Origin of the sequence: Caballeronia sp. LZ033 (assembly GCF_031451265.1) — a bacterium.
Lineage (GTDB): Bacteria > Pseudomonadota > Gammaproteobacteria > Burkholderiales > Burkholderiaceae > Caballeronia.
On sequence record NZ_JARUXQ010000002.1, the window covers coordinates 549,785 to 565,957 of the forward strand.

General features: G+C 64.0%; 15 protein-coding genes. 13 read left to right on the forward strand and 2 right to left on the reverse strand.

The annotated features are described in order from the left end of the window. Positions 1-284 precede the first annotated feature (284 nt). On the reverse strand, positions 285-758 hold the full coding sequence (locus tag QCE62_RS17970) for a hypothetical protein (protein WP_309921144.1): 474 nt from the start codon (positions 756-758) through the stop codon (positions 285-287). Positions 759-1,075: 317 nt separating this feature from the next. Between QCE62_RS17970 and QCE62_RS17975 the strand changes: the two genes are divergently transcribed. Continuing rightward, positions 1,076-1,822: an alpha/beta hydrolase gene (locus tag QCE62_RS17975; protein WP_309921147.1), complete on the forward strand. Its 747-nt coding sequence runs from the start codon at positions 1,076-1,078 to the stop codon at positions 1,820-1,822. On the opposite strand, the gene QCE62_RS17980 is transcribed toward QCE62_RS17975, so the two are convergent. Beyond that, positions 1,819-2,838, reverse strand: a complete 1,020-nt coding sequence (locus QCE62_RS17980) for an ABC transporter substrate-binding protein (protein ID WP_309921151.1) — start codon at positions 2,836-2,838, stop codon at positions 1,819-1,821. The genes QCE62_RS17975 and QCE62_RS17980 overlap by 4 nt on opposite strands. Positions 2,839-2,951: 113 nt before the next feature. Between QCE62_RS17980 and QCE62_RS17985 the strand changes: the two genes are divergently transcribed. From QCE62_RS17985 to QCE62_RS18040, 12 genes are all read left to right on the forward strand, one after another. Beyond that, complete coding sequence (locus QCE62_RS17985) at positions 2,952-3,938, forward strand: LysR substrate-binding domain-containing protein (protein ID WP_309921154.1); 987 nt, start codon at positions 2,952-2,954, stop codon at positions 3,936-3,938. A 188-nt stretch (positions 3,939-4,126) separates the two neighbouring features. Next, the gene (locus QCE62_RS17990; protein WP_309921156.1) at positions 4,127-5,170 is read left to right on the forward strand and encodes a hypothetical protein; all 1,044 of its coding nucleotides are present in this window, start codon (positions 4,127-4,129) and stop codon (positions 5,168-5,170) included. Between the two features lie 56 nt (positions 5,171-5,226). Continuing rightward, complete coding sequence (locus tag QCE62_RS17995; RefSeq protein WP_309921159.1) at positions 5,227-6,081, forward strand: amidohydrolase family protein; 855 nt, start codon at positions 5,227-5,229, stop codon at positions 6,079-6,081. Between the two features lie 64 nt (positions 6,082-6,145). Then, positions 6,146-8,179 (forward strand): tripartite tricarboxylate transporter permease, encoded by a 2,034-nt coding sequence (locus QCE62_RS18000; RefSeq protein WP_309921161.1) that lies wholly within the window; start codon positions 6,146-6,148, stop codon positions 8,177-8,179. Positions 8,180-8,203: 24 nt separating this feature from the next. Beyond that, the gene (locus QCE62_RS18005) at positions 8,204-8,734 is read left to right on the forward strand and encodes a carboxymuconolactone decarboxylase family protein (RefSeq protein WP_309921164.1); all 531 of its coding nucleotides are present in this window, start codon (positions 8,204-8,206) and stop codon (positions 8,732-8,734) included. Between the two features lie 34 nt (positions 8,735-8,768). Next, complete coding sequence (locus QCE62_RS18010; RefSeq protein WP_309814340.1) at positions 8,769-9,710, forward strand: LysR substrate-binding domain-containing protein; 942 nt, start codon at positions 8,769-8,771, stop codon at positions 9,708-9,710. A gap of 202 nt (positions 9,711-9,912) precedes the next feature. Then, positions 9,913-10,884 (forward strand): ABC transporter substrate-binding protein, encoded by a 972-nt coding sequence (locus QCE62_RS18015; protein WP_309921167.1) that lies wholly within the window; start codon positions 9,913-9,915, stop codon positions 10,882-10,884. 21 nt (positions 10,885-10,905) lie between these two features. Continuing rightward, entirely contained in the window at positions 10,906-11,931 is a 1,026-nt protein-coding gene (locus tag QCE62_RS18020) for an amidohydrolase family protein (RefSeq protein ID WP_309921170.1), read from the forward strand. A 19-nt stretch (positions 11,932-11,950) separates the two neighbouring features. Further along, positions 11,951-12,799 (forward strand): amidohydrolase family protein, encoded by an 849-nt coding sequence (locus tag QCE62_RS18025; protein WP_309921173.1) that lies wholly within the window; start codon positions 11,951-11,953, stop codon positions 12,797-12,799. Between the two features lie 11 nt (positions 12,800-12,810). Further along, a complete protein-coding gene (locus tag QCE62_RS18030; protein WP_309814329.1) occupies positions 12,811-13,668 on the forward strand; it encodes an aldolase/citrate lyase family protein in 858 nt (285 codons plus the stop codon). After that, positions 13,668-15,218 carry an acetolactate synthase large subunit gene (locus QCE62_RS18035; RefSeq protein WP_309921177.1) on the forward strand — a complete coding sequence of 517 codons (1,551 nt, stop codon included), beginning with the start codon at positions 13,668-13,670 and terminating at the stop codon, positions 15,216-15,218. The genes QCE62_RS18030 and QCE62_RS18035 overlap by 1 nt, the downstream gene beginning before the upstream one ends. Before the next feature lie 43 nt (positions 15,219-15,261). Next, positions 15,262-16,137 carry a phosphate ABC transporter substrate-binding protein gene (locus tag QCE62_RS18040; RefSeq protein ID WP_309921179.1) on the forward strand — a complete coding sequence of 292 codons (876 nt, stop codon included), beginning with the start codon at positions 15,262-15,264 and terminating at the stop codon, positions 16,135-16,137. The last annotated feature ends 36 nt before the right edge of the window (positions 16,138-16,173 follow it).

Below are 16,173 nucleotides of genomic sequence, written 5' to 3' on the forward strand. Positions count from 1 at the left end.
ATGCATAGGGCCGGCTGCAAAGCCATGCACCATAAGGGATTGCGGGCGATCGTTTGCATGGGCGTGTTTGCCCGCAAGCGATGCATGATGCACCCGCGATGCACTGATCGAGGGCCGAGAGGAACCACTTCGGGGCTTATGTTTTTTTGATGCTGCATGCAGAAAACAACACTTGCTGCATGCAGGAAGCACGAGAAAGCGCATGCTTCGGACCGGCTCTCGCGTGCTATTCGAATCGGAAAGCAGGGCGTGGAGCACCCTTGCGATGCTCCGTCATGCCATCGTTACTTCGCCGCGCCGACCAGCGAGAAGGCGTCGAAAGACGGATCGACGGGTGTATGTGCCAGATGCTGAAGCGCTTCTTCCACGAGCGGTTCGCATGCGCTGTAGTCGGAATTCATGCTGTCGCTGTGTGCCTGGGGAAAGTTGACCGAAAGGACCTTGCCACCCCAGCGGTCGGCGGTGGCGGTCATGCTGCACTTGCCCGCGCCGCCGATCTTGAGGTCGAGCAGGATCACGTTCAGGTCGAATGCGGCATCCGAATTGGAGAAATTCCACTGCATGACCATGCGGTCATTCGGGGAGTTCGTGTCCACGAGTTTCATGGTCTTGTCGGGAATGCCGACAGCAGCCACCAGGTCGAGTACGTTCGAGCCGATCAGCGCGCCCGAGTCCTTGCGGGCCTCGTGGGTCCGGTAAGCCGCACAGCCGGAGAACAGGGTGACGAACATGAGGAGGAGGGAAGTGTAGCGTCGCAAGAGGGCTCCTTGGCGAGTGAAGAGATGGATGGATCACAGGACGTCCGAGGCGCTGCCAGCAAGAACGTGGCCCGGCCCTCGCACCGCCCGGTTCCTGTTCCGCCAAGGCTTTCAGCGTGGTTTCCGATGCCTTGCGCTCCGTCGAAACGGGCGCATTACGTTTGCATTCAAAATGCCGGATGGCATTTTGTGTTCTGCATGCGATATGTGCGAGGCATGGTGAGCTTTAGTGCCGGCGCGGACGCCTGCCGCAGATCGATCTGATAAAGTCGGTCACCTTCGGGCGCCCTTGCGGCCTCAACCTTCCATCGAACAGCATGCGCATCCTTCCTATCAGCGACGGAGACCGGTCGCTGCCCACCTTGGTTTGCCTGCCCGGGGCCATGTGCAGTCCGGCCGTGTTCGCGGAGGCCGCGCGTCTGTCCGGCCTGCGCGCACTGGCGCTCGCATGGCTCGAGGATGATGGCCCGTTTTCGCTGGAAGCGATCGCCGGGCGTGCTTTGCAATGCGTCGCCGATGAACCGCGCATCGTGCTCGTCGGCCACTCGCTCGGCACGCCGCTCGCAGTGCTCGCCGCATTGCAGGACATGCAACGCGACGGCCCGCGCGTGTGCGGGCTGGTGCTGTCGAACAGCGGCGCCAACACGCGTGGTCATGGCGATGCCGATGCCATCGTGAGGCGCATCGAAACCGACTGGGGCGTCGAGTTCTGGGAGGCTTTCCTGGCGCGCTGCTTCCTGCGTCTTCCCGAAGAGCCCTTGCTGATGGAAGTGCGCAACTACCCTTCGCGCGTGCGCAAGGAAGCGGTCGCCGCCGCCGTCCGCAGTCAGATGGAGACGGATCTCACGCCCTTGCTCGGCCGGCTTGGCGGTTTGCCGGCTGCCATCGTGCATGGGAAGTCCGACGTCGCGCGCACACTGGCCCATGCGCAGGAACTGGCGGCAGGGATGCCGCACGCCACGCTGCATGTGCTCGATACGGGCCACACGTCCTGTGCGGAAGATCCAGCCGCGTTCGCGGCCATCATGCGCGGGATCGCGGAGCGTTCGGCAAGGAAGGACTAAGCCTCGAAACGGGCTGCGGCCGCGCGCGCCACCGACATATCCGCCACCGCACTGAACGGCTGCTTGCGCTTCAGGCTGCCGACGCCGATATCCATGTCCTGCAGATAACCGATCTCGCGCTCGCTCAGCGCCAGGTTGCGCGAGTACGGACGTTGCTTCTGGTTGAACCGCCAGATCGCCTCGGCCGATGCAGCGTCGAAATGCTTCTGCGCCCGTTTGCGAGCATCGATAAAAGCATCGTGCGAGGCGGGCGACATCAGATAGTCATAGAGCGCGCCATACGCGGCCATGACGGCCACCAGACCTTCGTGCTTCGCGCCGAGCGCCGCATCCGCCGCATAGGCCGTTTGAAACACGCAATCCGGCAACGCCTGCCACAGGTTGCCATCGCTGATGACCTGCGGCCCTCTATCGTCGTTCAGATGCGAGATGCTGGCGAGGCAGGCATCGGCGGCGCCGCTTGCGACCGCATCGAAACAGTGCTCGTTGCTGCCATGATCGGCGAAGGTGATGCGCGAAGCATCGAGGGCTTTCTCCTTCAAGAGCTGAAGCATCAGGGTATGCAGCAGGCCATGCTGCGGGCCAACCGCGAAGGTCTTTCCCTCCAGCCCTTCAAGCGTCCGCACGCCGCCAGGCCTTGCGTACACCGTCAGCGCACATTTCTTCATCCCCGCACCGACGATCTTCACCGGCGCGCCCTGTTCAATGCGCGTGAGCACGAGGTTGTAGCCCGACACCATGCAGACGTCGGCCGCGCCACGCGCGATGGCGTCGAACGGACCGGTGGGGCCGGGGATCTGGATGATCCGCGCATCGACGTCATAGGTCTTGAAGTATCCCAGTTCGTCCATCAGCGCGTTGAGCGTCGCGTTCTCCAGGCCCGGATTGCTGACAATGCGGATCTCGCTGTTGGCGGCGCGTGCGACATAAGGCGCGCCAAACGGACCCGCGGCGAGACCCACGCCGAGGGCGCCCGCCTTGCGCAAGAAGCCGCGACGGTTCAAATCACAGGTCATCTTAGTGTCTCCGGATGCCGGTCGTTATTAATCGGGAAGCGCTGGCACGAGGGCGCATTGTGCCGAACCGTCGCGGCCGGGTCGATTGAGTAAAATGGGCAACGACTTGACGAATGACTCATACCGGGAGAGGAGGCAACGTGTCGGCGGAACTCGACTGGTACCTGCAAATCAACCTCAAGGCGCGGCACTTGCGCTTGCTGGTGACCATCGATACCTATCGCAATCTGAGCCAGGTGGCGGAGGTCTCGCACGTCACGCTGGCCGCGGTCTCGAAGTCGCTGACCGAACTGGAGCGCGGACTCGGCCTCACGCTGTTCACGCGCACGGCACAGGGACTGGTGCCGACGCCCTACGGCGAATGCCTGACGCGCCACGCGCGGGCCATGCTGCATGTGCTGCATCAGACCATCGACGAACTGAAGGCCCTCAGCGCCGGCACGGAAGGCAAGATCGAGATCGGCGTGCTGCCCGTCTCGGCGTCCAGTCTGCTGACCCATGCGTTGAACCTGCTCAAGCAGCGCTCGCCGGGCACCAACGTGAAGATCGTCGAAGGGTCCGCGGAGTCGCTGTTGCCGGAGTTGTGGCAAGGCCATCTCGATCTCGTCGTCGGCCGTTTGCCGCCTCCGGATGCGCCGGGCAGCTTCGACGAGAAGGAACTGCTGGAGGAGCCCGTCGTGCTCGTCACGGGCCGGCAGCATCCGCTGGCGCGCAGGAAGAGCGTGCAGTGGGCGGACCTGTTGCCCTATCCGTGGATCTTGCCGCCCGCGGGCTCCATTCTTCGTGATCCGCTGGAGCGCGCGCTCGAAGTCCACGGCGTGCCGCTGACCAACAACTACATCGAGACCTTGTCCCTGCATGTGATCCGCGCGCACTTGCAGGTGTCCGACTGCATCGCCGTCATGGCCGACACCTCCGCGCGCGAGGCCACGCTGCCCCAGCCGCTCCATACCCTGCCGCTCACGCTTCCCCGCCTGCTGCGGCCCGCCGGCGTGCTCTGGAACCGCGTCCGCACGCTCACGCCGAGCGCGCAACTGATGATCTCCTGCCTCGAGGAAACCGCGCAGCGCCTGTCCCGGGAAGGCCAGAAGCGCGGCTGACGCCTCCCGTCAGCCCCTTAACCATTTCCTCAACCGGCCCGCAGTTTTTCTCAAACCGGGCCATTCGAGGCGCTGGCACAATTCATTCACGCTCAACGACACGGGCGACGACGCGAACTGCCACCGGGAAGCACGCTTTCCCGGCCATTCCACGGACAGTTCCGCGCATCTACACGGAGACGAGAACGATGATGAATCTGAGGACCGCGCTCTGCGCCTGCGCGACGCTGTTCGGTTTCGCCGCACATGCCTACGCGGCCCCGGCATCCACGCAGTCGGTCGCGGACTTCTATCGCGGCAAGGCGTTGACGCTTCTGGTCAGCGCGGACGCCGGCACGGTGACGGACATCGTCGCGCGCCAGTTCTCACGCTTCTTCGTCAAGTATGTTCCGGGTCATCCGAAGGCCATCGTGATGAACGTGGTGGGCGCGGGCGGCATGGTGGCAGCGGCATCGCTGCAATCGCGGCAGCCGAGCGACGGTACCGTGATCGGCTTCCTGCAACGAAACAACCTGTACATCCCGCTGCTCGATGAGCGGCAGAACCGCTTCGATCCGCGCAAGGTGAGATGGCTCGGCAGTCTCAACAAGGTGGAGTACTGCCTGGTCTCGATGACCCGTTCCGGCGTCTCTTCGGCGGACGACCTGAACAAGAAGAAGATGTATATCGGCGCGACCGGCTTCGCCAACGAGGACCGCACGCTGCCCGCGCTGCTGAACGAATACATGGGCGCGAAGATGAGCATCGTGCCCGGCTATACGGGCCGCGGCGAAGTGTATCTGGCGATGCAGCGCGGTGAAGTCGACGGCTGGGCCTCCACCATCGACGGGCTGCAACAGGGCGAACCCGTGCGGCTGCTCAAGGACGGCAAGATGAAGGTGCTGCTGCATCTGGGCTGGCAAAGCCCGGCCGGGTACACCGACGTGCCGAACCTCTCTTCCTACATCACGCAGCCGGACGTCAAGGCGCTGTTCAACCTCTTCATCCTGCCGTTCCAGGCGGGGCGTCCCATCGCCGTGCCGAAGGACGTGCCGCAAGACCGGCTCGATGCGCTGCGCGAGGCGTTCGCGAAGACCATCGCGGATCCGGATTTCATCGACGCCATGAAGCAGTCGGGCTATCCGATCGATCCCATCAGCGGCGATGCGGTGGAACAGATCATCGCGAAGCTGTATGCGACGCCCCAACGTCAGCTCGACGATGCACGCAAGCTCATCTTCAGCGCGCATTGAGCAGCCGCAGCGAGAAAGAACCTGAGAGAACATCAACACCCTTACGGTAGCTTCCCATGACGCCCGACATCATCGACATTCATCCGCACATCATCTCGACCGACACGGCACGGTATCCGATCGCGCCTCAGCACGGACACCGGTCGAAGTGGTCGGCGACGCGGCCCATCACGTTCGAGCAGCTGATCGCCGAGATGGATGAGGCGGGCGTGTCCAAGGCCGCGATCGTGCACTCATCGACGACCTACGGCACCAACAACGCGTACGTCGCCGACAGCGTCGCGCAACATCCGGACCGCTTCACCGGCGTCTATTCGTTCGACCTGCTCGCGCCCGACGCACTGCAGACGTTCGACTACTGGCTTGCTCGTGGCATGGGCGGCATTCGCCTCTTCACCGGCGGCGCCACGCATCAGAGCGACGGCAGCTGGCTGGTGAATCCCGCGACCTTCCCGATCTGGGAACGCTGCGCCGGGATCGGCATGACGATGGCGGTGCAGACCACGCCTGAAGGCCTTTCGATGGTGGCGGAACTGGCCCATCGCTTTCCTTCGGTGAACATCGTGCTGGATCACTGCGGCCGGCCCAACCTCGAAGCCGGGCCGCCGTATGCGAATTGCGCGGACCTGTTCGCGCTGGCCGCATTCCCCAATGTCTACATGAAGATCACGCCGCGCACTTTCGATCTCGCGCAGGCCGCGCCGGGCGGTGCGCAGCCGTTCTTCGCGAAGCTCGTCGAGGTGTCCGGCGCAGACCATCTCGCGTTCGGCTCGAACTATCCGGCTTCGGCCGGCCCGTTGAAGGATCTCGTTGCACAAGGCAATGACTGCTTCGCGGGCCTGAGCGACGACGAGCGCGCCTGGATCTGGGGCGGCACCGCGAAAAAGCTGTATCCGATGCTGGCCGGCTAAGTCCGTTCCTGCACGACCGATAACAGGCGAGCCTGTGCAGCTCGCCATTCCATCAGGATGAGACATGGAGTTCTTCAACGATGCAACGTTGATGGCGGCCGGACATGCGCTGTCGACGCTCCTGCAATTCCACCGCATCATGTTTCTCGTGTTCGGCGTGGCGGTCGGTCTCGCGATCGGCTTGCTGCCGGGCATCGGCGGGCTGACGGGCTTTGCGCTGCTGGTGCCGTTCACCTACACGATGGACCCGTATTCCGCCTTCGCGATGCTGCTCGGCATGGCGTCCGTCATCACCACCTCGGACGTGATTCCGGCCGTGCTGTTCGGCGTGCCCGGCCATGCCGCGTCGCAGGCCACGGTGCTAGACGGCCTGCCGATGACCAAGCGCGGTGAAGCCTCGCGGGCGCTGAGCGCCTGCTACATGTCTTCGCTGATGGGCGGCCTGATCGGCGCGGTCATTCTCGCGGTGTCGCTGCCGCTGGTGCGTCCGTTCGTGTTGTCCATCGGCACGCCGGAGATGTTGTCGCTGACCGTGTTCGGCGTGTCGATGGTGTCGGCGCTGTCCGGCAACGCGCCGCTTCGTGGCGTTGTCGCCGCGTGCTTCGGCATTCTGGTCGGCATGATCGGCACCAATGTCGCGACCGGACAGATGCGCTGGACCGGCAATCTTCTCTATCTGCAGGACGGCATTCCGCTGGTGCCGATCATCCTCGGCATCTTTGCGTTGCCCGAGTTGTGCGAGCTGGCCATCCGCCGCGCGGCCATTGCGCAGAACGTGCAGTTCACGTCGCGGCAAGGCATGCGCGAGGGTGTGCTCGACAGCTTCCGCAACTGGTTCCTGGTGCTGCGTTGCGGCGGTCTCGGTGCGATCCTTGGCGCGGTGCCGGGCATCACCGGCGCGGTGACGGACTGGATCGCCTACGGCCATGCGTTGCAGACCGCGAAGGGTGCGAAGGAGACGTTCACCAAGGGCGACGTGCGCGGCGTGATCGCGCCCGAAGCGGCCAACAATGCGCGCGAGGGCGGCAGCCTCGTGCCGATGCTGTCCTTCGGCGTGCCGGGCGGCGCGGCGCAGGCCATCCTGCTCGGCGCGATGATGGTGCACGGCTTCATCCCCGGCCCCGACATGCTGACCAAGCATCTCGACTTCACCTATTCGATGGTCTGGTCCATCGCGCTCGCCAACATCTTCGGCGCGGGGCTGTGCTTCCTGTTGAGCGGCCAGTTCGCGAAGGTATCGACGCTGCGCTATACGCTCATTCTGCCGGTCATCATGCCCGTCATCTATGTCGGCGCGTTCCAGGGCTCGCGCAGCTGGGGCGACCTGTTCGTGTTGCTGATCGCGGGCGTCATCGGCTGGACCATGAAGCGGCTCAGGTGGGCGCGTCCGCCGCTGATCCTCGGCCTCGTGCTCGGCGTGCTGATGGAGCGCTACATGTCGATCTCCTTCGTCCGCTACGGGACCGACTGGCTCGCGCGTCCTGTCGTCATCGTGTTGCTGGGGCTGGCCGCGCTGGTGTTCTTCAAGCCGCTCTTCACGGCCTTGCGCAGCGGCGGCTTCGCGCAGTTCAAGCCGAGCGGCTCGGTGCACTTCAAGCGCGAAGATCTGGTGCATGTGTTCTTCATCATCGTCGGGATTTACATGCTGGCAAGCTCGCAGGACTGGCTGCTGATGGCGCGCATCGGGCCGACGGTGGTCGCGAGCATTCTCGTCATCGCGGGAACATTGAGCCTCGCGTACAAGGTCTTCGTGATTCCGGCGCACGGCGTGGCGCGGGCGAGCAGCGGCGTTCACATGGACGTATCCGGCGACCACGACGAGCAGCTCCCCGTCAGGACCGTGCTGAAGCGTGCGGCCCGCTTTTTCAGCTGGTTTCTCGCGTTTCTCGCCTGCATGTCGGTGATCGGCATGCTGCCCACGGTGCCGCTGATGATCGTTGCGTACATGCGCATCGAAGGCCGTGAGTCGTGGAAGCTGAGCCTGATTCTCGCCGCGTGCGTGACCGTGTTCCTGTACATCGTCTTCGATCAGATCCTGCATATCCCTTGGCCGGAGAGCTTTCTCGGACAGTGGTTGCCCGGACTGGGCGGAGCCTGATTCATCATCGAAAGGAAGCGAAGCATGACGCAAGACCGACTGGCGCGCATCGACGCGCAGCAGGCCACCGACCATCAGCAGCGCGTCATCGCGCAACTGGGCGCAGGGCGCGGACGGATTCCCACGCCGTTCAACATCTGGTTGCACAACCCGCGTCTGGCTGAAGGCATGGAGATCATCGGCACGCATGTGGATCATTCGCCCGTGCTGAGCGAAGCGGAAACCGAGGTCGCGATCCTGGCCACCGCGGTGTTCTGGAATGCCCCGTATGTGATCGCCAATCATCGGCGGCACGCGCTGAAGGCGGGCGTTCCGGAAACGGTGGTCGCCGCGATCCTGGAGCGGCGCAAGCCCGAGGCGGACGACGGGCGTCTGGCGCTGGTATGCGACGCGGTGAGCGCGCTGCTCGCAGGCGGCGCGGTCGACGATGCGCGCTTTGCCCAGTACGATGCTGAGTTGGGCCGGGCGGTGATCGCCGAACTTCTCGTCACGATCGGTTATTTCACGTCGATCTCGCTCGGCATGACCTTGCATGCATTGCAGCCCAAAGACTGAACGACTCAGCTTATGAGGCAGTAGGAGAAAGATCGTGTCGGAACTCGACGGTTATCTGCAAGTGAATCTCAAGGCGAGACATCTGCGCCTGCTCGTGACCATCGATACCTATCGCAATCTGACGCAGGTGGCGGAAGTCACCCACGTCACGATGCCGGCGGTGTCGAAGTCGCTGGCCGAGCTGGAACGCGGGCTCGGCCTCACGCTGTTCGCGCGCACGGCGCAAGGGCTCGTGCCCACGCCGCACGGCGAATGCCTCATCCGTCATGCGCGCGAGATGCTGACCATCCTGCATCAGGCGCGCGATGAAATGAAGGCACTGAGCGCGGGCACCGAGGGCAAGGTGCATATCGGCATGTTGCCGGCTTCGGCGTCCGCGCTGCTGCCGCTCGCGCTCAACCTGCTGAAGAACAAGTCGCCAGGCACCAACGTGCGAGTCGTGGAAGGCACGCGCGGCGCGTTGCTGCCGGAGTTGTGGCAGGGCCGTCTCGACCTGATCGTCGGGCGCCTGCCCGCGCCGGATACGCTCGGCAGCTTCGAGGAAAAGCCGCTGCTGGAAGAACCCGTGACGCTGATGACCGGGCGGCATCATCCACTGGCGCGGGCGAAGACAATCAAGTGGTCCGACCTTCTTCCTTATCCCTGGATCCTGCCGCCGCAGAACTCGATCCTGCGGGATTCACTCGAACGCACGCTGAGAGCGCATGACGTACCGCTGACCAACAACTACATCGAGACCCTGTCCGTGCATGTGACCCGGGCGCATCTGCAGATATCGGACTTCATTGCCGTCATGGTGGGCACACCCGCCAACGATCCGACGCAACCGCTGTATGCGCTGCCCCTGAGCTTGCCGCGGCTGTTGCGCCCCTCCGGCGTGCTGTGGAACCGCAATCGCGGCCTGACGCCGAGCGCGCAACTCATGGTCGCGTGCCTGGAGGAGGCCGCGCAACAGCTGCAAAGCGCCAAGGCCTGACTGCCGAAAGCACGGCGACGTGTTTTCGGTTTTTCATCGTCCAGTTAGTTAGGGTTCCGTATCGGCGACGTGCAACCCACTCTTTACCAAACGGTTAAGCCCCTTGCTTCTTTATTCAATAGACGGAGCAGGGCGTCTCGAAAGATCATGTCGGCACCGACACGAGTTCGACTCGCACGATCAATCTTTCCAGGAGACTCCAGTGACCAAGAAAGTCCATCTCAAGCTCGCGATCGCCGAGCATCCGCATACCTCGGCCATCCGCGACGGCTCCATTCCCATCGAAGGCGTGGACGCGGAATTCATCACGGTGCAGCCGCAGATCGGCGCGTTCCGCCGCATGGTGCGCGACGTCGAATTCGATGTCTGCGAACTGGCGCCGACCACTTACATCATCGCCCGTGCGTATGGCGCGCCGTTCGTCGCGCTGCCGATCTTCGTCGTGCGCCGCTTCCATCATTCGGGTCTGCTGGTGCGTCCGGATGCGGGCATCAAGACGCCGAAGGATCTCGAAGGCAAGAAGGTTGGCGTGCGCGCGTATTCGGTGACCACCGGCGCATGGACGCGTCAGGTACTGATCGACGAGTTCGGTCTCGATCCCTCGAAGGTGACCTGGGTTGTCGATGACGAAGAGCACGTCACGCAACTGCAGTTGCCGCCGAACGTGATCCATGCGCCGAAGGGCACCTCGCTTGCCGAGATGATGGCCAACGGGGAACTCGTTGCCGGCTTCCACGGCAACGCAGGCATCGGCCGTACCGGCGACCCGACGGGCGGCTGGAAGGAAGTCGAAGCGGATTATCCGGACATGTTCCCGAATGCGGCTGAACTCGAATCGGAGTACTACGCCCGCACCGGCGTGTATCCGATGCACGGCACCATCGTCGTCAAGGACTCGGTGCTGGCCGAGCATCCGTGGGTGGCGAAGTCACTCTACGACGCCTTCGACAAGGCCAAGCAGGACTGGCTCGCGAAGCTCAACGCGGGCGAACTGACCGACAAGAAGAACAGGAAGTACATCGAGTTGCAGAAGATCGTCGGCAACGATCCGCTGCCGTATGGCGTGGAAGAGAACCGCAAGACCATCGAAGCGCTCGAAGCGACCGCGTTCAAGCAAGGCCTGACGCCGCGCCGCATGTCCATGAACGAGCTGTTCGTCGATCCCCGCGTCTAAATCACCCGTAAGGCCAGGAACATGATCATCGACTGTCACGGTCACTTCACGACCGTCCCCGCCTCTTTCCGCGACTGGCGCGCCAAGCAGATCGCAGCCGCGGACGACCCCTCCAACGCGCCGCCGCTCTCCGGCGCGCATGTGTCCGACGACGAGATCCGCGAAGGCGTCGGCAATGGTCAGCTGCGTCTGCAACAGGAACGCGGCGGCGACCTCACGCTGTTCTCGCCGATCGCCGGCCTCATGAGCCATCACCTCGGCAACGAGCGTACGAGCCTCGAATGGGCCGAGGTATCGAACAATCTGGTGCGGCGCGTATGCGACCTGTACCCGGAGAACTTCGCGCCGGTGTGCCAGCTGCCGCAATCGCCGAAGGCGCCGCCGAAGAACTCGGTGCCCGAGTTGCGCCGCTGTGTCGAGGAAATGGGCTTCGTCGGCTGCAACCTGAATCCGGATCCGAGCGGCGGCTACTGGACCGGCAAGCCGATGACGGACCGCGAGTGGTATCCGGTCTATGAAGCGCTCTGCGATCTCCACGTACCCGCCATGATCCACGTCGCGGCCTCCTGCAATCCGTGCCATCACGGCACCGGCGCGCACTATCTGAACGCCGATACCTCGGTGTTCATGCAGTTGCTGCAAGGCGATGTGTTCAAGGACTTCCCGACGCTGCGCCTGGTCATTCCGCACGGCGGCGGCGCGGTGCCGTATCACTGGGGACGTTATCGCGGCATGTCGCTGGAGATCGCCAAGCGTCCGCTCGAAGGCCTGCTGAACAACATCTTCTTCGACACCTGCGTCTATCACCATCCGGGCGTGGAACTGCTGACCAAGGTCGTGCCGACGAGCAACGTGATGTTCGGTTCGGAGATGATCGGCGCGGTGCGCGGGCGTGATCCGAATACCGGCGAGTACTTCGACGATACGAAGCGCTATATCGACGCCTGCGAAGCGCTCAGCGACGCGGACCGCCACGCGATCTTCGAAGGCAACGCGCGCCGCGTCTATCCGCGCCTGGACCAGCAACTCAAGGCGCGCGGCCTGTGACCGGACGAGGAAGGCAGACATGAACATCATCGACATTCATCCGCACATCATCTCGGACGACGAGACGCGCTATCCGCCGGCGCCGCTGTTCGGCAAGCGCTCGGACTGGTCACAGGAGCGCCCGAACACCGTCGAGGCGCTGATCGCGGCGATGGATCAGGCAGGCGTTGCGAAGGCCGCCGTCGTGCATTCGTCGACCACCTATGGTTTCGACAACAGCTACGTGGTGGACGGCTGCGACCAGTACAAGGACCGGCTCATCGCGGTGGGCTCCGTCGACATGCTGGCCGACGACGTGGCCACCGTCATCAAGGGCTGGGCCGACAAGGGTCTTGCGGGCCTGCGCATCTTCACGGGCGGTTCCACGAAGGACTTCGACCCGAGCGAGCTCGATAACCCGAAGTCGTTCAAGGCGTGGGAGATGCTCGCCGAACTCAAGCTGCCGATGTGCATCCAGACGGGTCCGGTCGGTTTGCCGCAGGTGCGCATGCTCGCAGAGAAGTTTCCCGGCGTGAACATCATTCTCGACCACCTCGCGCGTCCCGATGTCCTCGACGGCCCGCCGTATGCGAACGCAGCAGGACTGTTCGAACTGCGCGACCTGTCCAACGTGTACATGAAGCTCACGCCGCGCATCTTCGGCGATGTGAAGAAGGAGAAGGCCAGCTCGGAGACGTTCTTCCCGCGCGTGGTCGAGGCATTCGGCGCGCAACGTCTCGCATGGGGCTCGAACTTCCCGACGTCGCCTGGCAAGCTCGGCGAGATCCTCGCGACGGCCCAGCAAGGGCTTGCATGCCTCAGCGAAGAAGATCGCGCATGGATCTTCGGCAAGACCGCGCAGAAGCTCTATCCGGCATTGAGCCAATAACGGAGACCATCATGTCAGACACTCGCCTGAACAGCATCATCCGCGCCTTCGAATCGGGCAAGGCCGCGCACGCGGCATTCGCGAAGCTCGACAAGCAGACCGCCATCGAGATGAGCGATTCGCCGTATGACGGCATCGTCTTCGAGATGGAGCACAACCCGTACGACGTGGCCGCGCTCGGCGATGCCTTCCAGTACATGTTGAACCGCAAGCAGATTGCCGAATCCGGCTCGGTCGCGCCCAAGGTGACGCCGCTGGCGCGCATTCCGGCGAACGGCGTGGAGATGAACCAGAGCTTCGCCAAGCAGGTGCTGGACCGCGGCGCATACGGCGTGATCTGGCCGCACGTGGCAACCGTGGAGCAGGCCTATAACGCCGTGGCCTCGTGCCGCTATGCGCGCCCGAAGAACGCGCCGCTGTACGAACCGAAGGGCGTGCGCGGCGACGGTCCCGCGAATGCCGCGCGCTACTGGGGCTTGTCGATGCAGCAGTACTACGAGAAGGCCGACGTCTGGCCGCTCGCGCCGCAAGGCGAGATTCTCGTGGGCCTGATGTGCGAGAGCACGCAGGCTATCGAGAACCTCGACGACATCCTCGCCAACGTGCCGGGCATCGGCTTCATCCTGATCGGCGAGGGCGATCTGAGCCAGGAACTGGGGCTGCCGCGTCAGTACGAGCATCCTGAAGTGGTCGCCGCGATGCGGCAGATTGCCGAGACCTGTCACAAGCACAACGTGGTCGTCGGCAACCCGCATGTGACCGCGAAGAATCATCGCCGCTTGCAGGAAGAAGGTTATCGCTTCCTGATGTCGGCGCCGGCGCGTACGTATGGCGTCGTCGGTCTCGCACGCGAACTGGCAGGCTACTGATGAACGGCGCCGAAAGTCTCGTCGCGACGCTGGTGGATCAGGGCGTCGATATCTGCTTCGCGAATCCGGGCACCTCGGAGATGCACTTCCTTGCCGCGCTCGGCAACAACCCGCGCATGCGCAGCGTGCTGTGCCTGTTCGAAGGCGTCGCTACGGGCGCCGCGGACGGCTGGTACCGCATGAAGGACACGCCCGCGTCCACGCTGCTGCATCTCGGACCGGGCCTGGCGAACGGTCTTGCGAACATCCACAACGCGAAGCGCGCATCGTCGGGCATGGTCAATGTCGTCGGCGAGCATTCGGTGTCGCATCTCAAGTACGATCCGCCGCTGACCTCGGATATCGAAGGCCTCGCGCGGCCCTTGAGTCATTGGGTACGCCGTGCCGAATCCGCGGACACCATCGCTTGGGATGCCGCGCAAGCAGTCGCCAAGGCAAGCGAGCATCCGGGGCAGATCGCGACGCTGATTCTTCCGGGCGACACGTCCTGGCAGCAAGCCGGTACCGCGCCGCAAGCGTGGCCCGCTCGCGCGACGGGCCGCAAGGCGCCGTCCGCGCAACGCATCGAGCACATTGCGCGCGTGCTTCGTTCGGGCGAACCCGCGCTGATCGTGCTTGCGAACAAGGCGACCCGCGGCGTGACGCTGGACAAGGCCGGCCGTGTCGCCGCCGCGACCGGCGCGGTGCTGGGATCGCAGTTCTTCACGGCGCGCATCGAGCGGGGCGCCGGGCGTGTGCCGCTCGCGCGCATTCCGTATGCGGTCGCGCAGGCCACAGCGTTCCTCAAGGACTTCAAGCACATCATCACAGTGGAGACGCGCGAGCCGGTGGCGTTCTTCGCGTATCCGGACAAGCCGAGCTTGCTGAAGCCCGAAGGCACGCTGGTGCATGCGCTCGTCGAAGCCGACGAAGACAGCGAACTCGCGTTCGACATGCTGTTGGATGCGCTCGGTGCATCCGGCACGGCGCCGTTGCTGCAAGCACGCATCGAGACGCCGGTACCCACGGGCGCGCTCAATCCGGCCAGCATCGCGCATGCACTGGCGGCGGCGTTGCCGGAGCATTGCATCGTCGTCGACGAATCGCTGACAACCGGGCGCGAGTCGATGAATCTCACGATGGGCGCGCGTCCGCACGATCTCATCAACAACATGGGCGGGTCGATCGGCTATGCGACGCCGGTAGCCACCGGCGCTTCGCTCGCGTGTCCCGATCGCCGCGTGTTCTGCATGGTCGGCGACGGCAGCGCGATGTACACCATCCAGTCGCTGTGGACGCAGGCCCGCGAGAGCCTGAACGTCACGACGATCATCTTCGCCAACAACAGCTACGCCATTCTCAAGGCGGAGTACGCGAACATGGGCGCGGGTGCGCCGGGTGAGCGGGCGCTGTCGATGATCGACATCGACAAGCCGCGCATCGACTGGCTGGCGATGGCGAAGAGCATGGGCGTGCCGGCAGTGGCGGTCGAGACGGCCGAGGGCTTCCACAAGGCCTTGACCGATTCGACGCACGCGGACGGACCTTGCCTGATCGAAGTGCGCCTCTGAACCTCATCACGAGCACGCTACAAGCAATGAAGGAGCACACATCATGACAACGACGCTCCGCGTCAATCTCGCCGAATACGGCGTGACGAAGGCCATGCGCGACGGCCGCGTGAAGTCCGACCTCGTCACACTCGACTACTGCGGACCGACGCCCGCGCACAACGGCTTCAAGGCGATGGTGCGCGAGAACCAGTTCGATGCCGGCGAGCTCGCCATCGTCACCTTCCTGCAGGCGAAGGCTTATGGCAAGCCGTATGTCCTGCTGCCCGCGCCGATCTCGGGCCGCTTCCAGCATCACTGCGCGGGCTATAACCTCGACTTCGGTCATCTTGATCCGAAGGACATCGAAGGCAAGCAGGTCGGCGTGCGCACCTACACGCAGACTACTGCGCTGTGGATTCGCGGCATCCTGCGTCATGAGTACGGTGTCGATCTGGACAAGGTCACGTGGATGACGCTCGGTGACGGCCACCTCGCCGAATACAGCGATCCTTCGAACTGCCGTCGTCTGCCGGCCGGTTCGTCGATTCCGCAGATGATGATGGACGGCGAGCTGACGGCGGCCCTTCTGGGCGAGGACATGCCCAAGGATGAGCGCGTGCGCACCCTCGTGCCCGATGCGCAGAACGCCGCAAAAGACTGGTTTGCGCGCACGGGCGTCGTGCCGATCAATCACATGTTCGTGGTGCACGAGCGCTTGTCGCAGGAGCGGCCGGATATCGTGCGCGAGTTGTATCGCATGGTGGCCGAGAGCCGCGCGGCTGCGGAGAGCGTTCCGGCCGTGTTTCCTCCGCTCGGGCTGGAAGCGAACCGCAAGGGTCTGCAACTCGCGGTGGACTGGGCGCTCGACCAGAAGATCATTCCGCGGCGCCTGTCCGTGGACGAACTCTTCGACGATGTGACCGGCAGCCTCGGTTGATACAAGGCCGTGAGCGGCTGCGCTCCGCAGTACAAG

Coding starts and splice junctions, on each gene's coding strand:
- QCE62_RS18035 (WP_309921177.1), top strand. CDS start 13,668: ATGAACGGCGCCGAAAGTCTCGTCGCGACGCTGGTGGATCAGGGCGTC.
- QCE62_RS18025 (WP_309921173.1), top strand. CDS start 11,951: ATGAACATCATCGACATTCATCCGCACATCATCTCGGACGACGAGACG.
- QCE62_RS17985 (WP_309921154.1), top strand. CDS start 2,952: ATGACTCATACCGGGAGAGGAGGCAACGTGTCGGCGGAACTCGACTGG.
- QCE62_RS17975 (WP_309921147.1), top strand. CDS start 1,076: ATGCGCATCCTTCCTATCAGCGACGGAGACCGGTCGCTGCCCACCTTG.
- QCE62_RS17980 (WP_309921151.1), bottom strand. CDS start 2,838: ATGACCTGTGATTTGAACCGTCGCGGCTTCTTGCGCAAGGCGGGCGCC.
- QCE62_RS18000 (WP_309921161.1), top strand. CDS start 6,146: ATGGAGTTCTTCAACGATGCAACGTTGATGGCGGCCGGACATGCGCTG.
- QCE62_RS18005 (WP_309921164.1), top strand. CDS start 8,204: ATGACGCAAGACCGACTGGCGCGCATCGACGCGCAGCAGGCCACCGAC.
- QCE62_RS18030 (WP_309814329.1), top strand. CDS start 12,811: ATGTCAGACACTCGCCTGAACAGCATCATCCGCGCCTTCGAATCGGGC.
- QCE62_RS18020 (WP_309921170.1), top strand. CDS start 10,906: ATGATCATCGACTGTCACGGTCACTTCACGACCGTCCCCGCCTCTTTC.
- QCE62_RS17995 (WP_309921159.1), top strand. CDS start 5,227: ATGACGCCCGACATCATCGACATTCATCCGCACATCATCTCGACCGAC.
- QCE62_RS17990 (WP_309921156.1), top strand. CDS start 4,127: ATGATGAATCTGAGGACCGCGCTCTGCGCCTGCGCGACGCTGTTCGGT.
- QCE62_RS18040 (WP_309921179.1), top strand. CDS start 15,262: ATGACAACGACGCTCCGCGTCAATCTCGCCGAATACGGCGTGACGAAG.